Source organism: Rhodothermales bacterium, from assembly GCA_013002345.1.
Classification (GTDB): domain Bacteria; phylum Bacteroidota; class Rhodothermia; order Rhodothermales; family JABDKH01; genus JABDKH01.
The window spans coordinates 1-19966 of sequence record JABDKH010000194.1 but is presented as its reverse complement, the minus strand read 5'-3'; the positions used below and the strand labels follow the sequence as shown (position 1 = coordinate 19966).

The following is a 19966-nucleotide window of genomic DNA, read 5'->3' as shown; positions in this document are numbered from 1 at the left end:
GGTTCTCGGGCTCCACGTACGCGCCACACTCGGCGTCGACAACAAGTTGCCGGGAGACACCGTCGATGGCCATCAACACAGGCCGGCTGCACGCCATGTAATCGAAAGTCTTATTGGAATAGACTGTCTTGAACGCATCTACCTTCTTGAGCACGGACGCTCCAATGTCGGCACCTGCAATGTACTTGAACACCTCGTCCTTGGACACCGGATCCACAAACTCGACGTTATTCAACTGAAGTTCGTGCGCTTTCTCCTGCAGCCACTCCTTTTGCATTCCCGTGCCGACGAGGACGAAGTGCACGTCATTTCTATCGATGAGGAGTCTCGCTGCCTCAAGCATCTGAATCAAGTGATTGGCTACTCCGTGTGCGCCGACATAGATAACAACCATCTTCCCGGTCCAACCCTTCTCCAGTCTAAACTGATTTCGATCGAAGTCAGCCAGAACACGATCGGAAAGCGAGAAGTCTGCCGCGTTGGGGATCATGAGAATCCTTTCGGCTGGAACGCCCTTTTCTAGCAGCCTCTCCCGAAACGCGGGCGTCAAGACATTTATGACACTGCTGTGCCGATAGAGAAACGACTCGAACCAGTAGGCCAGCCGGATGATCACAGAATTAGTGAGAACGCCCGTATCCACCGCGGACTCGGGCCAAAGATCCCGGACCTCGAACACCATGGGTACGTTCCGCAGTCGGCTAAGAAGGAAGGCCGTAATTCCGACAAAAAGCGGAGGTGACGTCACAACGATAACATCTGGCCGGCCCTCAACCTTAGCCAATCCCGCGTACAAGCTTGAGACTACAAACGACAGATACGCCCACAGCCGACCCAGAAAATTCGTGTTGTACGCCTCGGACACGTGGCAGCGAACGACGATCTGGCGTTCGGAGTATCGCTCGACCAATGTGAAACGTCTCTTATAGCGGGGCAGCTTCTTGCCAGTGTAGTAGTGCACCATACCGGCCAGCACTGTGATCTCGTGTCCGCGATCGGCCCAGACTTTTGTCATCGCATTGAAGCGTGAACCGCCGCCATCGTCCTTCTCCAGGAAGTACTGATGTATTACGAGAACCTTCATTGGATCGTGATGGTGGTTCTGATTTCGTATGTGTGCGTCGCGAATCGAATAGCCAGTCCCTGCTCCTTGGTGCCGTACACGCTTGAGTACCAGCTATCATCGAGAATCGGTTCAATCGGGCTTCCGTCGCCATCGGTTGCACTCAGAACTAGATGCTGCTCGCCGTCTTTCGGGAGGTTCCATATCTGGGTTATCGGAAGTCCTGTTGGGTGCTTGAGTACATCATGAACCTCCCAACGGGGCCCGTCCTTGTACTTGCGCACACTGCGAAACGGATGAATATTGTCGGATACGTGCCGATAGGCCCAGATCTGTCCTCGAATCTCCAGGTAATCGTCGTTTTCGATGGTCTCCACGCTGTCGCTCTGCGACCAAAAGTACCAGATGAAACGGCTGCCCTTCAGCATCTGATCATGATCTCCCAGTTGCACGGTGTTGTGCGATGCTGTTCCGCCAAAGTATCGAAGCAATTCGGGGGTTGTATTGTATTTGAAGGAGCCTGCGTCTCGTAGCCAGTTGCGACCATTGTACCACACATCAAGGTGCAAATTATCGGCCTGGAACGGTCGGTCTCGGTGGCTCCCACACCGCAGGAATGTGACACTTCTTTCGTCGCGAATCGTGAAATAGCCGCCAGCCGGGAAAGACGCAATGTCTTCTCGGGTAACCACCTTCTGTCCTCCTTCAACTGTTCCAGAGTTATACCAGTAAACGTCTTCTCTCCATGGGCCCTCGTCGTACAGATGCCGGTGATTCAATGCATAGCATAGAGCGTTCAGTTGAGGGCGATAGTCTCTGAAATCACAATCGTTCAGATCTGCAAACAGAGCTCCGTCGTTATTGCCGTAGTTCGGCAGCCTGCCGGTTTCCGAGTCCTGACAATGATATAGGAACGCAAGAGTCTTGCTAGCCCGCTCTTCAACAACAGGTGCGAGATGTTCATCGTTAAGGCGAGTGAGCGTCAGTGCCCACGTCAAAAGTTGGACCACTACTCTGTGGTAGTTCATTGAGAACTGCAGAAACGTGCCATCCTCGTAAATCTGGTATTCGACTTCCTCCTCAAACCACCGTTTCCCGCTTGCTCGCCATTCGGCTGCTTCGGGAAAGAATGGGAAGAGAAGACCACCTATGAGGAGCATCAACGTTTCAGTCAATGCGTGGTTGTTTCGAACAGCAATTCGAGAAAAGTCAATATTGCTTCTGACGTGTCGGAGTTGCCAGTAGATAGAGTTCAGGATCCGGTCAAACCGGGCCGCCGACAGCGCTGCGTGATCACGATAGTAGTAAAGTGCAAAGGTCCAGTTAAAAACGCGCAGACTGATTTCCTGACTGCAACGGAAGTTTGGCCCCCGGTTCACCGGGTTCGCGCTGATCCAACTGTCGATCTCATCGAAGACCATATCGGAGCAGTCACGATCAAAATGGTAGTCGTATCGGATGAGTAGCTGTAAGTGTGCGAATCTAGATTTCTCCCAGACGTACTTGATGTCTCCTGCTTCCGCATCCAGATCGGGAATCTCTGTCCAGTGAGACTGTGTGCTGTAACGATAGCCGGTCTCAGGATTGGTGATCCAGTCGTAGTCGGGGCCAAGTTCGTACCAGGTCGAATGGAAGAAGAGCAGATCCCCATCTTCAAATCTCCGGTATTTCTCTGCGAGATTCGGGTCTCTCGATTTCGGGATCTTCAGGTCGGACTTGCTACTGAAAAAGAAAGAAGCCGCTGTCTCTTTCCATTCTCCCAGAGAAACGAAGTTTGTATTTGGCGGGTCCGTCGGAAACTTTCGTCGGAGGAGTCCAAGTCTGGCCTCCACCTCGTACCATGCTCTGAAACGGATGTATCGCCAGCCCATGTTACGGGCAAGGTCAAGAGCTATTCGGATGCGATTCATCTATCAGGCGAGGATAAACAGAGGCGAGTATCAGGAGGATAAGCACTGAATTCGTGTATCGACTCCATTCTTGCGAAGTTCAGGGCCTGAGGGCATTGGCGGCCGGGAGGACGGCCACCACTCCAAAGTGGGTTCGCACGCGTCCCGGAACTAACGCTTAGATTGCGTGGTCGGCTGCTGCAGTTTCGAAAAGGCGGGCTACGAGCAGGACCACCTAGTCGTTCCTGATGCATTCCAGTAGCTACCAGCACGACTCGGGAACGATGCGTCGAAAAGCAATACGTGGCGCGCTTGCAGATGAACCCTCGCGTCCCTTGTTTGGACGTATCGGGTCCCGCAGGTACTGAACAGGTCTAGCGATGTCGAACAGCCAGCAAGAGAACGACGGCAGGATGGCGAAGCACATGGGCGTCGGGATCGCCATCGGCGTTGCGGTTGGCGCCGCAACCGGGGTGGCGCTGGGAAGCGTGGCGATCGGCGTTGCCGTCGGTGCGGGTGCGGGTGCGGGTGTCGCTCTCGGCGCCGGGCTGTCAAACAAGAGGTAGAATGATGACGTCGAGACTGGAGCGACTGGTACGGGGTTGGCTGATGTCGGCGAGGAAGTGGGCGCCGTTCGCTAACGAAGGCGATCCATTCAATCTCAAGTCGACAGATGCCCTGAAAGATCCCGAAGTGAGGGCCGCCCTGGACAAATGGAAGCGCGGCAAAATGACAACGGAGGAGTTTCGGCGATGGCTGGACGAAAAGTGGGAGAGCGATCATTCATGAAGCTGTTTGCATTCCTGGCGACGATGATACTGGTCGCGCCAACGGCCTCCGGACTCGATGAAAGACCGGATGGACTTGCTGGCGACAGTACCACCATACGCATCGCAACGTGGAACATCCGTTGGTTTCCAAAGGGCTGCCCGAATCCTGCGGAGTGCCCTGGTCGCCAGACGGACATCGACCTTCTCGCCGGCACGATCCACGACCTTCGACTGGATCTGATTGCTGTTCAGGAGATACTGAACGACGAACCATCCCGAGCAACAATGCATCACTTCATCCGGCAGCTTGACTCTCTGTCCGGCGGAACATGGATGGTCGATCTTCAGGATTGTGGACCACCCGAGGCGCAACGCGTCGGTTTTCTCTGGAATGCATCCGTCGTGCAGCTTTCGGAATTCGCGGACGTCGGGCAACTGAACGGCGAGTGGGAGAAATCGGGTGAAGCGTGCGAGGCAAATCTGCGACCGGGTCGATATGCGTACGTCCAGTCGGCATCGGGTGGCGTAGACTTCCATGTCTATACGGTGCACTTCGACAGCGGTCGTAAAGACAAGGACTACCAGAACCGACGTGACGCCGCGCGGCGCATCCCAACGCTGCTGTCAACGTTCCATCCCGACGACACGGATGTCATTGTTCTGGGTGATTTCAATACCATGGGAAGATCCGAACCGTCGGAGATCACAGCCGAGGCTGAGTATTCGATCTTTGACGGAGACATCACACCGGCCTACGTTCGGCCACCGATTACGCCGTTCTGTACCGAATACTATCGAGGTCGCGGGGGCGTACTGGATCACGTGATCGTTTCGGCGGGAATGCAGGAGGCCGCTCGCGATGCGACTGTCGGCGGCTACTGTGCAACAGCACAATGCGCGGACCTGGACCAGGACGATATGCCGGTCGAATACCAGAGAGTTTCGGATCACTGTCCGGTGATTCTGGAAATCGTAGACGCGGATCTGGACTAGAAAGCCCCGTCCCTAAACGACGAATGCCCGGCCAAGCCGGGCAAACGGAGCGGACTGACCGTGTAACGTGCGTATATGTTGTGTAATGAGTTACGATCTTGCCGCTACTCCTAGAAGGACGGAGGGCATTTCGCAATTCAGTTGGTGGAGATCCGAATCACCTTGCGGTGGGCATGGCGGCCGGCTGCATCAAGCCGGGCCACGTACACGCCGGCCGGTACCGGAAGTCCTGCGTCTGTTCGCCCGTCCCAGTCGATTCGAGTTACTCCAGCAGGGATGGATCGTGAAAGGAGGCGGCGAACCCGGCGCCCATCAATGTTGAGCATGTCGAGTGTGGCGTAGGTCGCGGCTTCGAGTGAAAGTTGAATCGTCGCGTTCTGTGAAAACGGATTCGGGAAGATCGACATCCCGAGCGCTCCCTGGTCGGGATCCGGTTTGTCGATGTTCGTCGAGTACGACGTGACGACGTCGATCTGATTCGGATCGGCGATTCCCATTCCCCTCTCCTGCGCCAGCCGGAGATAGTTAAGTCCATCCGGAAAAGGGTGCGTCATATCGGCTGCGATCGGATTGAAGCCGATGACCTGTGTAGCGATCGAATCGGCCGCAACCGGGTCCTTGCTCGCGATGAGCGTGTCGAAGGAGGCTGTCGCGAGGGGGCCCCACGGTCCTTCACCGCCGAGGACCGTTCTAACCGCGTCATTTACGACGAGATGGATCGGCGTAGCATGATTGAGATCCAGCACAACCCGACACAGGTTGCTCGACATGTTGCCCTCGTAGTTTCGCAGCTCGTGTATGGCGGCTCGATGTCCCTGTCCGTTGTTATACAGTCCTGAAGGAAGCGGCAGGGTGCCGACGAGGTTCTTCATCCCGTGAGTGACGCCGGCGCCATTGTGCCGCTTCGATTTAGCCAGCGAGACCACGCAGTCGAACTCGTTGAGCACTCCGTTCTGTGTGAAGTCGTCGTAAATGAACGCTCCGTCACCGACCGGACGCACCGCATAGCCGGCATAGGGCGCGACCTGATTCAGGTCCACGAAATCGGCGCCCAGCTGCCTGGCCATCGTGTAGTATCCCCAGTCGTTGTACGACTCCTGGTCGTATATCGCCTCCATGATCGTGATCTGACCTGCGCCGGCGTCACGAATCAATTCTCCGACTGCGCGCAGGACCTCAGGATGCGTCCAGAACGTCTCGCCGGGGTGCATGCCTCCGGTCTGATTGTAGAAATCCGTCGCCCACCCGTGTCCTCCTGTCAGGTTGATCTTGATGCCAACGCGGGCGCCCGGCCTCACGACATCGCCCAGGCCTCCGAGGCTGTTGAACATGGCTTCGACGGCGTCGCGGATTACGGTGCGGTCGTAACCCGTGACACGAGCGAGAGCTACGGTCGCAACATTCGTGGTATGGCCCGCCATCGCAGTGCGTGTGAGCGGTCCAGCCACCAGCATACCCGCTGTCGCAGTGGTCACGGACGAGACGAACCGTCGTCGAGACATCCGACGGCCGGGGCACATTTTGCGATGTCGTTGATGGGACATGGATCAACTCTCCAGCCTATCCGCCGGTCGACTCCAGAATATCGAAGCGGCGGCTTGTCAACGATAGTTCAGAATTCCACGGCCAGTTGACGCACGAGGAAATGTGAGGGAAAACCACGATGTCGGCTTTGCCCTTGAGTACAAGGGTCGTGACGTGATAGTCCGCGAGTATCCGCCGCGCAGCCTGGAGGGTGGAACCTGACACAGACACGTCGTCCACAAGCAATATGGATCGCACACCCGCAGGTATGGCTGGATGCCCATCGATCCTGGGCACATCATGTTGCGGCTGATTCTCGTCGTCCCGATAGTTGATCGGCATGACAATCAACCCGCAACCCAGCCGGTATGCGAGCAAACTTGCCGGGACGACTCCACCACGTCCGATGCCGATGACGAGGTCCACCTTCGGCACCTCGAGCTCCCGAATGGCCTCTGAGATACGCTCGAAACCCATATCGACTTTCATGACTCGTGTCCTGTTTGGTCTGACCGAATCCTCAGCATCAACACCGTTAGTGCTGTCAGAATGAGCAGCCCCGGAATCGCAGTCTCGACGGATGCAAGGGCAAATCCGCTAGCCGGTCTGAAGGAGGTGAACCATGGGAGTGTAGCAATCATGACGCCTGAACCTGCTTTTGCCATCACGTAAGCGAACGGTCCGGCAAGCCACAATCGAGGCCAGCTCTTCAACATCAGAAAAACCACCGCTGTGAAGAGCACGAGCTCAACGGTGAGTATTGTGACGAGGCTCAGTGCGGGGGACCCTGTCAGGAGCACGTTCAGTGCGGGAGCCAGAAGCGCTGGAATCAGACCGACGTGGAAGCGATACAGCATTACGCCCAGCAGAGGCGCGTAGAACATTGGCAGAAGCCGCGCTCCCCAGGGCACGCCTGCCGACGGTATGAGATGTATGAGAAAAGGTACTGCCGCTGCAATCCCGACCAGAGCAACGGTCTCCTTGATCATTACGCCCGTCGGGGCCCGCCGTATGGCGACGGTCAGTTCTCGTGACATCGGGGTCGACCTGTGTACTGATACTGTGCAAATGGTAGGACGCGCACGGGATATCGTCTGCGGGTGAATCCACCACATTGTCCGGCAGGGGAGGAAGAAATGAAGGGCCGACCGGCGTGACAGCGATTGACGCCGCCACTACTTTATGTCCTGTGAACGATTCAACCCTGCCAGTTACACCGGACATCAGCATGCGAGTGGCGAAGGATTTTGGATGGGAGGCGGCGCACAGGCTCCCGCACCATGCGGGCCTCTGTAGCAACCTGCATGGTCACTCATACCGCATGACGGTTGAGATGGAGGGCGAACCTGACGAACATGGCATCGTGATCGACTTTCAGGATATCAAGGCCGTCATCAAGCCGTTGATAGACGAGTGGGATCATTCGACGCTCGTATCCAAGGACGATATTGAACTGCTCGGGGCCGTCCGAAAACTGGGTGACCGGCACGTGGTCATCCCGTGCGAATCCACGGCCGAGAATCTGTGTGTCATTGTCGCAGACTACGTGCGGCACAACGGCAGCGACGTACTTGAGAAGCACGCGATCACTTCGATGCGCATTCGCATTCAAGAAACGGGCTCGTGTTTTGCCGAACACGAAGTCATGCTGACGTGACGCAACGGGCGAGCCGCGATGTGGGGAGTCGTCGCGCACGCGCGGTGTCGGGTTTTCCTTCAGCGACCGAGGAGTCGTGGTACGATCTTCCAGGTCGTCGAAATCACCTCGATCCGGGAGGCTATGCGAATGAAGAGTATACCCGACTCAATCAATCGGTTTCTGAGCGGCCAGCGCTTTGCTGTTGCAGGGGTTTCCCGCCAGTCTAACCAACCGGCAAACGCGATCTTCCGGAGACTTTCGGAGTCCGGCTACGACGTTGTTCCCGTGAACCCGAGAGCGCCGGAGGTTGAGAGTGTGTCGTGCTTTCCGACGTTGCGCGATGTCCCCGGTTCGATTGACGGTGTCGTGATCGCAACGCCGCCGGCCGCGTCGCTGGATGTGGTTCGGCAGTGTGCGGAGAAGGGTATCCCGCGAGTCTGGATACACCGCTCGTTTGGAGAAGGAAGCGTGTCTGACGAGGCGGTCGCGGAGTGCGAGGCCCATGGAATTGAGTGCATCGCGGGCGGCTGTCCAATGATGTTCTGTGAGCCTGTAGATTTCGGGCACAGGTGCATGCGGTGGTGGCTCCAGCGAAAGGGCAGCGTGCCCAGGTAATCTGTTCTGGACTACCGTGAGCGCGTTATTCGGGCCGAATCCTTTATCGGTAGATCGGTGCTTCCGATTCTTGCACAGCTTGCGTTCTACACCATCAGGCGGTGGAGGCGTTTACCGGAAGGTGGAGCCGCGCGCAGTATTCGTCTGGCTCGACGCAGATCACGCGTAACCGGTCACGGCTGCCGAACCTCGACATCCACATCTCGCTCGCCGCTCTGAGCGAGATCCAGCGTCACCATGAAGCGGTCGCCTGGTGCGAGGTCTTGGGTGAGGCCTATCAGCATGAGATGGTAGTCGCCCGGCTTCAGAACAACCGATCTTCCCGGTGCGATTGCGACCTCGTTCTGCCGGCGCATCCGCATGATACCATCCTGCATTGTGCTCCGGTGGATTTCGATTACGCGTGCGACGTCAGTGCGTGCGCCGATGAGGCTGTCCGCCAGTTGTCCCGCGTTACGCATTTCGAAATAGACGGCAGATGTAGCCGACGCGTTCGCCGTCGAATCTGCAGCTTGCTCCCCGGGCGTGATGCCCATGGAGGGTCGTGCCCAGGCGCCTTCCACCTGAATGTCGGGTTGGGGAGGGACAACCGGACCGCAAGCAGAGATCAGCAGAAGCAGTGACAGAGACAGCGTAGTGGCGGTAGAGATCCTCCACCCGGAACAGGTCCGTCGGAACGAGGTGAGTTCAGGGAATTGCATGGAGTCTGAATACGTTTGTGGTAGTCGTGTGGCTGATTCCGATGATCAGCCTTTCGCTATGAGGTAATTAAGATCCCGGGCCATCTGCTGCGGCGTCGTTTCGAACGCCCAGATCAACCGTGTGTCGCCTTCCCGGTTGAGGACCAGGACGGCAGCTGTATGGTCGACCAGATAGCCGGTCTCTGCCGATCCCTCGGCCTTCGAATGGAAGATGCCAAAGTCGGCTGCAACGGTCGCGATCTTCTCGGGCTCGCCCGTGAGCCCTACGAAGTCAGGATTGAAGTCGTGTGCGTATGCGGCGACTCGTTCCGGCGTGTCGCGCTCCGGATCCACACTCACCATGAGTACTTGCACCTCCGACGCCTGGTGGCCCAGAAGGACCATCGTCTCCCGGAGGCGCGATAGCGTGGTTGGGCAGACGTCCGGGCAGAAGGTGTAGCCGAAAAAGATCACAACGATCTTGCCGTCAAAGTCGCTCTTTCGAACTGTGCCATCGACGGACGTCAACTCGAAGTCCGGCGCGCTCATCGGAGGATCCAGGAGCGTTCCATTCAAAGCAGGGGGACCGCCAAGGATGAGAAATAGCGTGCCGATAAGGATGGCGCCAAGCAGGATGGCGACTGCGCCGAGGATGATCAGTCGTTTCATTAGGGTGTTGTCGAATAACAGCTAAACAAGTGTGCGGCCTCGTAGGCCAGGCGGGCAGATCCGGTCGCTGCCTTCGCTTCGCTGACGACGGAAAGGAGGCCGCCGACAAGGTTGTCGACAGGCGGTAAGCCATAACGATATCGAGCTCGCTCGATCCCCATTCCATCGACGATGACGAAGGTGGGATCGTAGGACACACCGCCGTCAGGATCCGGCTCATAGTACACGCCGAAGCCGTGGTTTACCGCGACCCGGATGGATGCGCTGTCGCCGGTGGCGAAAGTCCATCGCGAGAAGTCCACGTTTCGGTTTTCACCCACCGTGCGCAGGATATCGGGAGTGTCGCGCGTCGGATCGATCGTGACCGTGACGAGCCGAACGGGTACGTCGCCAAGATCTTGCTTCGCCAGCTGGTTTTGAACGTCACTCATGAGATCGTGAGTCTGGCGACGGGGGTCCTCATTAGCCGAGTAATCGAATGTGTAGAGGGTGATTGCGCCCCGGAGGTCTTCACTCGTAAACCGTTCGCCGAACTGATCCGTCAGAACCCATCCCGGCGCAAACGCGAGTCGCGGCAGTACATTCAGTCGCAGCAGCGCTCCGTATCCGACGAACGCCAGAATCAGGAGTACGACCAGTGAAACAAGACCGATTCGAACGGAAAGGCTCATGCGGGATTCGATTTGAGATAAATGTTACGACTCTCGACCACGGCGGATCGGCACCGGGTCGACATTCACCATTAATTGCCATGGGGCAAGCGTGCGTCTTTATTGGCAAGAGCTCGCACTTCGACGGTCCGTCACCTCGTCGACCTGTCGCAAGCCGAGTGATTGGATTCGGTCTGATCTTCTCTGGTGTTGGAATGTGATCGCATGACAACCTAGGCCCAATCGCTTCAGTGGTCTGTGCCTGTCATCAAGTCATTTGGTTGATGTGCAAAGAACGACCCGGGCCACATCACATTCAAATCAAGATCATGTCGGTCGAGTCAGCCTATTCGTGGGTGGCGAATCTTGTGTTACGCTTCGGTCCCGTACTCTGGTATCTCATGCTCGCCTGACTGACAGGCACTCCAACTGGTTGAGTGACTTGCATCTCAACCCGCCTATCCGTGTCGTGAACGTTCAGGGATTTGTTCGACCCGGCAATCGACCAACGATTTCTGCGAGGGCCCGCGTAAATGGTGCTGCGTCTCTCATGTCCAGATGGGACCCGTCGGGGCATGAATAGCCCCTCAGAGTTTCATGGTCTTCGAAATGTATCGTGCCCCCCTTGAATTTCGCGGCAAGTCGGTCCCAGTACCGAGCGCGCGGGTAGAGCTGGTCCTCGAGCTCCTTTATCGAGAGACTGTGGGGCAAATGGACGAACACAACATCCCCGCCTCTTGATTGAATCTCTCGAGTGGCTCTCTCCATTCGCATGAGTATTTCGTCCACCTCGTTATCGGTTGCCGCGCCACCCTCGTCGCGAACCGTTTTCGCAATCGTTTCCACCCTGTGTGGCACGTCTGCGCGCGAGAAGTCCAACTCAAGAAAACGATCCGGCCTGCGGTTCCAGTATGGCCTTTCCGGAACAAGCCACGTAGGATCACCGGTCCTCAGCGCGCGCAGAATGCCAGTGAGAATACGACTTGGCGCCAGAACTGGTTGGCGATATACCAGGAACGAGAAGTGGTTTCGAAGGCTGACTTCAGTCCTTCGAGCCGGTCTGGATGATAGATTCCTATAGGTCTCGGCATAGGTCGCGTCCAATTCTTGCGCAGGTGATGCTCCAAACTCTGCGTGAGGAGTGATACCCATGATCACAAGTCCTCGAAAGTCGTTCGATTTGGCCAGGTGTTCCAGAACTGGCAGTGCTTCGGTACCCCAGAGCGTAAGCTGAAGTGGCGGACGACCTTGAAACACCTCAGACCACGCTTGAGGGTCAATCGCGGCTTGAGCCCGAGAGGTGCCAAGAATTACGGTTGCGTCTCCGTGGGCGCGCATCAAGTTCAGCGCCCACGCTTCTTCGTCTGCGGCGGGCAAGAACGGCTGAAAGCCAACCGATCGCCACACTGCTTCCATCGTGACAAGAAAGACCGCGACGATCGTAATCGCGAGAAGCCAGACTTTAGCGGACATCGCGGGGTGACCGCAGGAGATATGGGCTGAGCGAGAATGCATGCCAACGCCGTCTCTAGAATTGGAAGTAGATGAAGGCCCGGTCGCCACCACGGACCATCGCGACGGCAATCAACATCAACGCCAGCACGGTACCGCGAATCCACCACGGCACCGAATCAGCCACTTCCTCCAGGCTTCTTTCCCGCATAAACCAGTGAACACACAACGTAAGTGCAGTAAGGATGGCAACAGCCGTCACGTTTAGAAGGCCGGTCTCCATTTGGTCCTGAGCCCCAAAGAACATCGCGCGCAGAATGTGAAGCGCTCCAGTAAAATCCGTTGCTCGGAAGAACGTCCACGTCAGGCAGGTCAGGTAGTACGTGAGTAGGCCGGCGGCTACACGTGCCAGACGCGAATGCGCCAACTGGATGTGAGACAATCTTCGGCGAAGCAACCGCTCTGCGGACAGAAAAAGTCCGTGCATCCCCCCCCAGGCGACAAAGCGCCACGCTGCGCCGTGCCATAGTCCACCGAGCAGCATGGTCAGCATCAGGTTGATGTACGTTCGACGGCGACCTCTCCGGTTCCCCCCGAGGGGTATGTACAGGTAGTCTCGAAGCCACGTCGACAGCGAAACGTGCCAGCGCCGCCAGAAGTCCGAGAAGCCAATGGCTGCGTAGGGGTAACGGAAATTCTCCGGCAGATGAAATCCGAGACACAGGGCGGCGCCTATTGCGCACGTCGAATAGCCCGCAAAATCAAAGAAGATCTGAGCTGAGAATGCGAGTGTGCCGGCCCAGGCATCAACGAAGCCGGCCTTCATCGGAGAGGCGTAGACGAGGTCGGCTACCGGTGCCATCAAGGAGTCGGCCAACACTGCTTTCTCGAATAGACCGAGCGTAAGCAACGCGAAGCCCCAACTGAGTCCGTTAGCAGTCACGCGTCGTGGCGTGAGGCACTGAGGAAGAAAATGGCTGGCGCGCACTATGGGCCCGGCAACAAGTTGGGGAAAGAACGTGACGAACAGTGCAAAGTCGAGGAATGAATTCCAGGGTTCCATCTTTCGTCGGTATACATCGATTGTGTACGACAACGTCTGAAAGGTGTAGAATGAAATCCCGATTGGAAGGAAGATCCCCAGATCTGCCGGTTGGAATTCGATGCCCAGTGTCGCTGCAAACCAGACGAAATTTTCGATCAGGAAATCACCATACTTGAAGAATCCAAGGATGCCCAGGTTTGTGACCAGGCTGACGAGAAGAAATGAGCGCCTAAATGACAGGGCAGTCGCTGCCTTGATCCTCCTGGCAGCGTACCAGTCAACCAGGGTTGATATCCAGATAAGGATGACGAAGGGAGGGTTCCACGCGGCATAGAAGAGGTAGCTGGCTACGAGAAGGTGGGCTTTCTTGAAACGCCAGGGGAGTGGCATTGCGTACACGAGCAGTACGACGCAGAAAAAAGCCACGAATGTGATCGAATTGAAGACCATGTAGCATTCCGCTTGCAGAATGCAGGCCGCACTGTTAGACGGTTGGGGGGCAATGCTTAATCGAGCGGACCCGCATTACACCTGTATCGTCAGGTTTTGCACCGGGGAAAGCTGTGTCCAGCAATAGAGGGGTCGCGGGACCGGAATCGGACGAAGTTCAATCGGCGTCAGGGCCACAGTCATTCCTCCAAAGGACACCGAGAAGCCCGGTCCCGAACCACGCACCCGCGGGGCTCTATTCTTCAGAGCATGACCGGACAGGGGCACACGGGCAGGAGTTCTTCCTCCAAACGGGTCGGGGAACCCGTGATAGACATGTCAAGACTATTTTGCCGCTTCAGCGTCCTGGCACGAAGCGACCAGTTGTCGGGAGGCTGTGCTGCCGAGTTGCCGGCGAGTTCACGTGCCGTGGGCCGGTCGGTGCTTCGCTCTCGAATCCGTAACCAAAGATCCGGATGTCCTCTCGATACACGTCCGCAACGATCTGCTGCGTTTCCTCCCTGTAGTACTGTCGAAAATCCTTCGATCGATCGCGCGTCTGATTCAGATGAATCAAAGGGGCTCCACAACGAATCGTCCTGCGAATGAACGAGTAATCCTCCTGCAGTCGTTCAAAGTATCCGACGAAGTCAATCAACAGCCTGCCATCTCCACCGGATACATAGGGGTATTGCGGCTTGAAGTGCCAGCTGGCTCGTGCGTTAACCGGGTTGAGCCACCCTCGGACAAAGCTGTCGAAGTCCGGGTACTCCGACAGATTTTGCTCAGCCCACCGCCGGTCCGTCTGTCCCGTTCCGCCCGCCTTCAGGAAAAGAAATGCTGAAACGACCCTGTCCCATGGATTGCGCACAAACGCGAACTTGAAGTATTCGGCGAATTCCTTCTTGGTGAAAACGATCTGGTACTTTCGCGCAGACGTGTGACCACCCCCTAAGTTGCCGAAGAGGCTTCGTGAGATGGAGCTGCCCGCACACTTGGGAATGTGAACAAAAACACACTTATGATCGATGAATGGCCGTAGAGAATAGTCCCCCTCGGTTTCGGTGCGCAGCTTCTGTAGATGGTTGTAGGACGAAGGATGCCGAGCCCGAAACAAGACACGGCGCACTTCGTGTGGCAGGTTCCAGAATAATGACTTGGCGAATTGTGTGGGCATTCTTGACGGCTTCTAGAGAGGCTCCTCTTGGAAGAATCGGATCAATTCTGGACGACCTAACCGTCGTGCGGATCACGTCTTGAGGCACCGAGGTTGCCCAGCTGTGGAAAAGCCTGGCCAAGATCCCGAGTGATTCCAAGGTCCCATCTGCGATCCAGGCTCCAAAGGCTAATTGCGACTCCACCGAACCCAATGAAGGTGGCGATAATCACGCCTGCCGTGGTAGCAAATGCTGCGTAGAACCCTGCAGCGAGCAGGACCCACACTGCAGCAACGGCTAGTACCGCCAGCGTAGGCGTTCCGAAGCCTTTGAACGGTCGTTCAAAAATATTCGTCATGAACCGAACTCCAATCAGGGTGGCGACAACTACAGCAGGTATCCATGCGAGCGCCGCTCCGACGACTCCCCAATTCCGGATAAAGATCCATGCGAGAGCGACCAGCAGTGAAGTCTGAACTGCCTCAATCAACGCGACCTTCGAGGGCTTGCCCACGCCCTTGAGTACGGGGCGAATACCCTCGCCAAGCAGGTAGACAATGCTGACTATTGCGAGCGCGCGGATGACGGGGACCGTCGCGCTCCACCGCGCTCCGAGGATATTCTCAACGATTCCCGGCGCGAGTGCCACTAATAGCAGCGAAGCGGGCACCAGCAGCGCGAATGTCGCAAGCATTACGGAACGGAAGGTCCTTACGACTCTTTCTTTGCTGGCCTGAAGACGCGCGTATAACGGAAAAGTCACGCTGGCAATAACTTCGTCAGCTATCTCCAACGGCAGGAATGCCAACTTTGCAGCAAGGTAATATAGACCCAGTTGGTCGGTGCCCAGCTCGCGTGAGACTATGAGCCGAAGAACAGAGTTACCGATCAGGTAGATGATACCAATCGAGAACATCCACCTTCCGAAGCTGATCAACGCTCGCGTCGACTGCCGATCGATGTCAAGGTGTGGTCGATACGGGGCGAAGACGTACGACAAGACGAGGTAGGCAGCAGGCCCTGCAAGAGCGCCGCCGACCAGCGCCCACACGCCGAAGAATGGCGCCAGAGATATGGCGACGGTCGCGTTGGCGAGCGCCGCGGGCATTTTCACAAACGCGAGTGTTCGAAAATCAAGTCGGCGTATTAATTCCGCCACCTTGATACTGGCCGCTCCCTCCAATATGGGCAAGAGAGCCAAGACACGAATGATCGGGCTCGCTCTTTCATCTCCAAAGAGACCTGCCACGAAGGGCGCCGTGACAAATACGATGACAAACACGAACGCTCCGCGAATCAGCCCTATCGTCCAAGCCGTGTGATAATGCTTGTCGGATAGATCCTCGTGTTGAATCAGTGCCGGAGTCATGCCGAGGTTTGTCAATCTCGCCATGACTTCGATCGCGACCAGGGAGATTGCGATCAAGCCGAAATCGTCGGGCGTGAGAAGGCGGGCGAGGACGACCAGCCTTGCGAAATAGACGATCTTCGACCCTCCGTGTTGGAAGGCCTTCCATCCCAGGGCCGATCCGGCTGTTTGTGCGTCGAAACTCATGGTGATGACAGTGCGTGTCGGCTCGTCGCAACGAACTCGGCGCGGGCAAGCACTCGCTGTGTAGCGACCGCATCCGCAACGCGCCGTGACAGGAGGTTCTTGGGAACGTTGTGCGCGGCGAGCAGCTTCTGCACATCACGCATGAGATCATGAGTCTGGCGACGGGGATCCTCGTTGGCAGAGTAGTCGAAGGTATAGAGAGCAATCGTGCCCCGGAGGTCTTCGCTCGTAAACCGTTCGCCGAACTGATCGGTCAGAACCCAGCCGGGCGCAAAAGCGAGTCGCGGCAGCACATTCAGGCGCAGCAGCGCTCCGTATCCGACGAAGGCCAGAATCAGGAGTACGACCAGTGAAACAAGACCGATGCGAACGGAGAGGCTCATGCAGGATTCGATTTAAGAGAAATGTTACGACTCTCGACCACGGCGGATCGGCACCGGGCCGACATTCACCATTAATTGCCATCGGGCGAGCGTCGCACACGGAGCCACGCAGATGTTGACGTGGCTCGAACGCAGCATCAACGGTCGAAACGTGGCGGGTCTTCAGAACCCGACCATTCGTCGCGCGCCGGAACGTGGTGGAGCTGTTGAGACCGGTTTGCTCAACCGCCGGTGTTTGTTTCTGGAGTCGACAAGCTATCGTGATTCGCGCTCTGCGTCACCTCCAGATAGATATGCTCGAGTCCCACTTCTTCGAGCGTCAAAGACTGAAGCGGGACACCGTCGAACAGGTCGACGACTTCAGGGATCGTGACACGCTCGGGAAGCATGAATGTCAGCTTCCCTCCGTAGTCGCGCCAGGCCCAACCAAGCTCGGACGCCCGGGACCTGGCCATCTCCTGCGAATCAGTCCGCACGACGAGGAGCAGTTCGCCCGGCACGTAGTCCCGAAGTTCTTCGAGCGAGCCTTCTGCGGCAATGCGGCCGTCGGCGAGGATGCCGATCCGCCGGCAAAGAGACTCGGCTTCTTCGAGATGGTGTGTTGTGAGCAGAATGGTCACGTCCTCATGGCGCAGGTGCGTAATCAACTGCCAGAGCTCGTACCGTGCCTCAACGTCGACTCCAACGGTCGGCTCATCCAGTATCAAGAGCGAAGGCGAGTGCACAAGGGCGATCGCCATGTTGACGCGACGCCTCCAACCCCCGCTCAGGTGTGCCACCTCGGTGTCGAGGTATTCGTCGATGCCAAAAGCACTCGACAGTTCGCTGATTCGGGCGACGATCGCCGCCGGCGGGACACCAAACACGTGACCGAAGAACCGCAGGTTTTGCCGGCAGGTAAGATTCTCGTAGATCGAAAGCTCCTGGGGCGCGATCCCGATCACCGTTCTCGTCTCTCTTGAGACGGCCCGTCCCGCCACCAATACATCGCCACTGTCGGATTTCAGGAGTCCACAGAGGATGTTGATCGCGGTCGTCTTGCCTGCCCCGTTGGGCCCGAGAAGTCCATAGACCTCTCCTTTCTCGACGTGAAACGAAAGTCGATCGAGGACGCGGCGCGTGCCAAATGACTTCTGGATCTCCGAGAAGGCTAGCATCGTCATGCGCTCAGCTCCCTCTTGAGCATGCCCCGGTACGAGTAGATGCCGATAGCGATCGAGGCCACGGCGAACGCGACGAGGAATATGAGATGTACTACGATCTCGTCGGCACCGGCGCCCGCTGCCGAAACGAGCTTGAGCGCCTGATTCATGTGAAACACGGGATCGAGATGCGCCGCCTTCAACAGATAGGACGGCAGGATTGAGACGGGGAAGAAGGTGCCTCCAAGAACGAGGAGGGGCACGCCGAAGGCGGCAACCGGCCCGTTCACGTCCTCAGATCTACGTGCGAACCGTGCTCCGAAAAAGAAGCCGAGGCCGACGAAGGACATGACGCTCAGCACGATGATCAGGAGTCCCAGAGGCCAGGATCCGTGGAATTTCCCGCCGAAGGCGAACGCAATGCTGTAGACAATTGCTGTCTGAGCAATGGCTATGACGAAGTACGCGACGGTGATGCCGAGGAAGTATGATGAGGGTCGAAGCGGCGACAGGAGTAGTCGGCGAAGTGTGCGATGTTCGCGCTCTCCGACAATGAGCGCGGTGGGTCCGCCGAGGCAACTAAAGAACAGTGCTGCACCGATCAGAATTCCTGGCGCCGTATAGTCGAAGGATGCGGACCGGCTCGAGCCCCCCGCGTAGATGAGTCCGAACAGGAGGAGCATGAGCGCCGGGAAGATGGCCCACATGATGAGACTCCGCCTGGTCCGTACGAGCTCGAGCAAGATGCGGCCGGAAACTGCGGAGATCTCAGTGATTGTTCGGCGCATGCGCGTGAGTCTTTGTCAAGATGACGACTTCTGTACGGGTCGATTTGTCCGATGTTGCCGGTGATTTGAAGGGCGCAGAGCTACAGGAGATGACGGGATGGTGCTGCTCAACGGAGTTTCGTTCGCTCAACTCCGAAATCTGTCCGACCGTCTCTGTCCCGCCCGCCTTCCAGTGCGCTATGCACACTACCGCGCAACGACCAAGTAGAGCCGAATGCCCCAAAGAGAAATAAACCCGGTGGTACGATCAAGAAGATTAATTGGTCGCACGGCGACGAAGCCCTCGTTCAAGCGATATGAGCCCGCCTGCACGATCAGAAAGATCAATTGGTCGCAAGGCGACGATGCGCTCGTCAAGCGTTTGGTGGCTCTCTCTGCGAAGGAATTCGAGGATGCCGTTGCGTGAGCCATCGTCGACTACGTTCAGGTTTTCCCCCACAGACCTTGCCCGGGATTTTCCGTAGGGTCACATCGTGAGGCCCTCGAATGGGGCCAATGCTCGACCTGGAGGTACCGTCCTCCGTTTGGCAACGCGCCGTACTAGCCCAACGAAAACGATGGATCTGGTAGACTCGGTACATGCCGCCGAAGGAGTCGGACGTATTGCGAGGCATCATGCTCCCGGCGTGTCGACCAAATCCGTCGAGTCGACGGTGGTTGGAGAGATCAGCGCGATCCATCCGACACCCCACACGGAGGGCACGAAGTATGCGGGTTTCTGGGATCTGCCGCGGGTCACTCACGTCAGTGGCGTCGTCATCGTCGCTCTCGGCCTTGCGGCGCTTGTCCTGACACTCTTCGAGGTGCAGTGGAACGGACTGCTGTGGCTTTTCTTCTACTCGATTCCGGCCAACACAGCGATCTCCGTATTTCCGCACGAGCCCGTGATTGTGTACTCGGGGCAGTATTTCGACCCGGTGGTCGTGGCGTTGGTCGCTCTCGCTGGAAACCTGGCCGCGGGCTACGCGGATTACCATTTCTTCACTCCGGTACTGCAGATGAAGTTCTCTGCCAGCTATCGGAAAACGAACATGTATCAGCGCGCAATCCGATGGTTCGATGCCGCTCCCTTCTGGGCGGTCGCCGTCTTCGCATTGACGCCACTGCCTTTCTATCTCGTCAAGTTCCTGGTCTTCTCTTCCGGATACTCGATGTCTCGGTATATGATGGCGATTGCGGTGGGGCGCCTCCCACGCTTCTACTTGTTGGCGCTGCTGGGCGTATTCGTGAATGTCCCCGCCTGGGTGATGGTCGCCATCTTCTCCCTGATCTTTGCAGTCTATATCCTGTTCATCGTACGAGGATTCTGGCGGGCCCGCCTGGCCCGGCAGGTCCCCGATAAAACCGAGTGAGGGCTCCATGCCGAAACTGAGCGCTGTACGACAGACAAAGCTGGCGGCGAGAGCCGTGAAAAATCTGACGACGGGTCGCCCGGTGACCGTGTCATTCGAGGTAACGTTCAATTGCAATGCGGATTGCGAGCACTGCAACTGGAGCCGGAACCTGAAGATCGACGAACCGAG

Annotated in this window: 21 protein-coding genes; 6 read left to right on the top strand and 15 right to left on the bottom strand. The window is 57.2% G+C overall.

Annotated elements, in window-relative coordinates; all coding sequences use genetic code 11:
* Together HKN37_09825 and HKN37_09820 are read right to left on the bottom strand one after the other, a co-directional pair.
* Window positions 1-1084, bottom strand: a 1084-nt coding sequence (locus HKN37_09825) for a glycosyltransferase family 4 protein (GenBank protein ID NNE46943.1), incomplete at its 3' end; no start/stop codon positions are given.
* Window positions 1081-2973 carry an alginate lyase family protein gene (locus HKN37_09820; protein ID NNE46942.1) on the bottom strand — a complete coding sequence of 631 codons (1893 nt, stop codon included), beginning with the start codon at window positions 2971-2973 and terminating at the stop codon, window positions 1081-1083. The genes HKN37_09820 and HKN37_09825, both read right to left, overlap by 4 nt.
* Before the next feature lie 359 nt (window positions 2974-3332).
* Here HKN37_09820 and HKN37_09815 point away from each other — a divergent pair, with 359 nt between their 5' ends.
* The 3 genes from HKN37_09815 to HKN37_09805 are packed head-to-tail and all read left to right on the top strand — an operon-like array spanning window position 3333 to window position 4715.
* On the top strand, window positions 3333-3518 hold the full coding sequence (locus tag HKN37_09815; GenBank protein ID NNE46941.1) for a hypothetical protein: 186 nt from the start codon (window positions 3333-3335) through the stop codon (window positions 3516-3518).
* Between the two features lies 1 nt (window position 3519).
* A complete protein-coding gene (locus HKN37_09810; GenBank protein ID NNE46940.1) occupies window positions 3520-3741 on the top strand; it encodes a hypothetical protein in 222 nt (73 codons plus the stop codon).
* A complete protein-coding gene (locus HKN37_09805) occupies window positions 3705-4715 on the top strand; it encodes a hypothetical protein (GenBank protein ID NNE46939.1) in 1011 nt (336 codons plus the stop codon). The genes HKN37_09810 and HKN37_09805 overlap by 37 nt, the downstream gene beginning before the upstream one ends.
* A 137-nt stretch (window positions 4716-4852) precedes the next feature.
* On the opposite strand, the gene HKN37_09800 is transcribed toward HKN37_09805, so the two are convergent.
* Genes HKN37_09800 through HKN37_09790 form a run of 3 tightly spaced genes read right to left on the bottom strand, consistent with a single transcriptional unit; the run spans window position 4853 to window position 7276 of the window.
* A complete protein-coding gene (locus HKN37_09800) occupies window positions 4853-6259 on the bottom strand; it encodes a DUF362 domain-containing protein (protein ID NNE46938.1) in 1407 nt (468 codons plus the stop codon).
* A gap of 16 nt (window positions 6260-6275) precedes the next feature.
* Window positions 6276-6728, bottom strand: coding sequence for a phosphoribosyltransferase (locus tag HKN37_09795; protein NNE46937.1), 453 nt, complete (start codon window positions 6726-6728; stop codon window positions 6276-6278).
* Window positions 6725-7276, bottom strand: coding sequence for a hypothetical protein (locus HKN37_09790; GenBank protein NNE46936.1), 552 nt, complete (start codon window positions 7274-7276; stop codon window positions 6725-6727). Before HKN37_09790 ends, HKN37_09795 begins: the two co-directional genes overlap by 4 nt.
* Before the next feature lie 191 nt (window positions 7277-7467).
* On the opposite strand from HKN37_09790, the gene HKN37_09785 reads away from it, so the two are divergent.
* Window positions 7468-7896, top strand: coding sequence for a 6-carboxytetrahydropterin synthase (locus tag HKN37_09785; protein NNE46935.1), 429 nt, complete (start codon window positions 7468-7470; stop codon window positions 7894-7896).
* Window positions 7897-8025: 129 nt separating this feature from the next.
* Entirely contained in the window at window positions 8026-8493 is a 468-nt protein-coding gene (locus tag HKN37_09780; protein ID NNE46934.1) for a CoA-binding protein, read from the top strand.
* Window positions 8494-8666: 173 nt separating this feature from the next.
* Here HKN37_09780 and HKN37_09775 read toward each other — a convergent pair whose 3' ends face one another.
* The 10 genes from HKN37_09775 to HKN37_09730 all read right to left on the bottom strand — a co-directional run bounded on the left by HKN37_09775 (window position 8667) and on the right by HKN37_09730 (window position 18443).
* Window positions 8667-9194 carry a copper chaperone PCu(A)C gene (locus HKN37_09775; protein ID NNE46933.1) on the bottom strand — a complete coding sequence of 176 codons (528 nt, stop codon included), beginning with the start codon at window positions 9192-9194 and terminating at the stop codon, window positions 8667-8669.
* Between the two features lie 45 nt (window positions 9195-9239).
* Window positions 9240-9842 carry an SCO family protein gene (locus tag HKN37_09770; protein ID NNE46932.1) on the bottom strand — a complete coding sequence of 201 codons (603 nt, stop codon included), beginning with the start codon at window positions 9840-9842 and terminating at the stop codon, window positions 9240-9242.
* The gene (locus HKN37_09765; GenBank protein NNE46931.1) at window positions 9842-10513 is read right to left on the bottom strand and encodes a hypothetical protein; all 672 of its coding nucleotides are present in this window, start codon (window positions 10511-10513) and stop codon (window positions 9842-9844) included. The genes HKN37_09770 and HKN37_09765 overlap by 1 nt, the downstream gene beginning before the upstream one ends.
* A gap of 456 nt (window positions 10514-10969) precedes the next feature.
* Window positions 10970-11965, bottom strand: a complete 996-nt coding sequence (locus HKN37_09760; GenBank protein ID NNE46930.1) for a hypothetical protein — start codon at window positions 11963-11965, stop codon at window positions 10970-10972.
* Window positions 11966-12020: 55 nt separating this feature from the next.
* Window positions 12021-13439, bottom strand: a complete 1419-nt coding sequence (locus tag HKN37_09755; GenBank protein ID NNE46929.1) for an MBOAT family protein — start codon at window positions 13437-13439, stop codon at window positions 12021-12023.
* Window positions 13440-13776: 337 nt separating this feature from the next.
* Window positions 13777-14595, bottom strand: a complete 819-nt coding sequence (locus HKN37_09750) for a sulfotransferase family 2 domain-containing protein (protein ID NNE46928.1) — start codon at window positions 14593-14595, stop codon at window positions 13777-13779.
* Between the two features lie 56 nt (window positions 14596-14651).
* Window positions 14652-16130, bottom strand: a complete 1479-nt coding sequence (locus tag HKN37_09745) for a lipopolysaccharide biosynthesis protein (GenBank protein ID NNE46927.1) — start codon at window positions 16128-16130, stop codon at window positions 14652-14654.
* The gene (locus HKN37_09740) at window positions 16127-16513 is read right to left on the bottom strand and encodes a hypothetical protein (GenBank protein NNE46926.1); all 387 of its coding nucleotides are present in this window, start codon (window positions 16511-16513) and stop codon (window positions 16127-16129) included. The genes HKN37_09745 and HKN37_09740 overlap by 4 nt, the downstream gene beginning before the upstream one ends.
* Before the next feature lie 221 nt (window positions 16514-16734).
* Window positions 16735-17670 (bottom strand): ABC transporter ATP-binding protein, encoded by a 936-nt coding sequence (locus HKN37_09735; protein NNE46925.1) that lies wholly within the window; start codon window positions 17668-17670, stop codon window positions 16735-16737.
* 2 nt (window positions 17671-17672) lie between these two features.
* Window positions 17673-18443 (bottom strand): ABC transporter permease, encoded by a 771-nt coding sequence (locus HKN37_09730; GenBank protein NNE46924.1) that lies wholly within the window; start codon window positions 18441-18443, stop codon window positions 17673-17675.
* Between the two features lie 557 nt (window positions 18444-19000).
* On the opposite strand from HKN37_09730, the gene HKN37_09725 reads away from it, so the two are divergent.
* Complete coding sequence (locus HKN37_09725; protein ID NNE46923.1) at window positions 19001-19795, top strand: hypothetical protein; 795 nt, start codon at window positions 19001-19003, stop codon at window positions 19793-19795.
* Window positions 19796-19966: the final 171 nt, after the last annotated feature.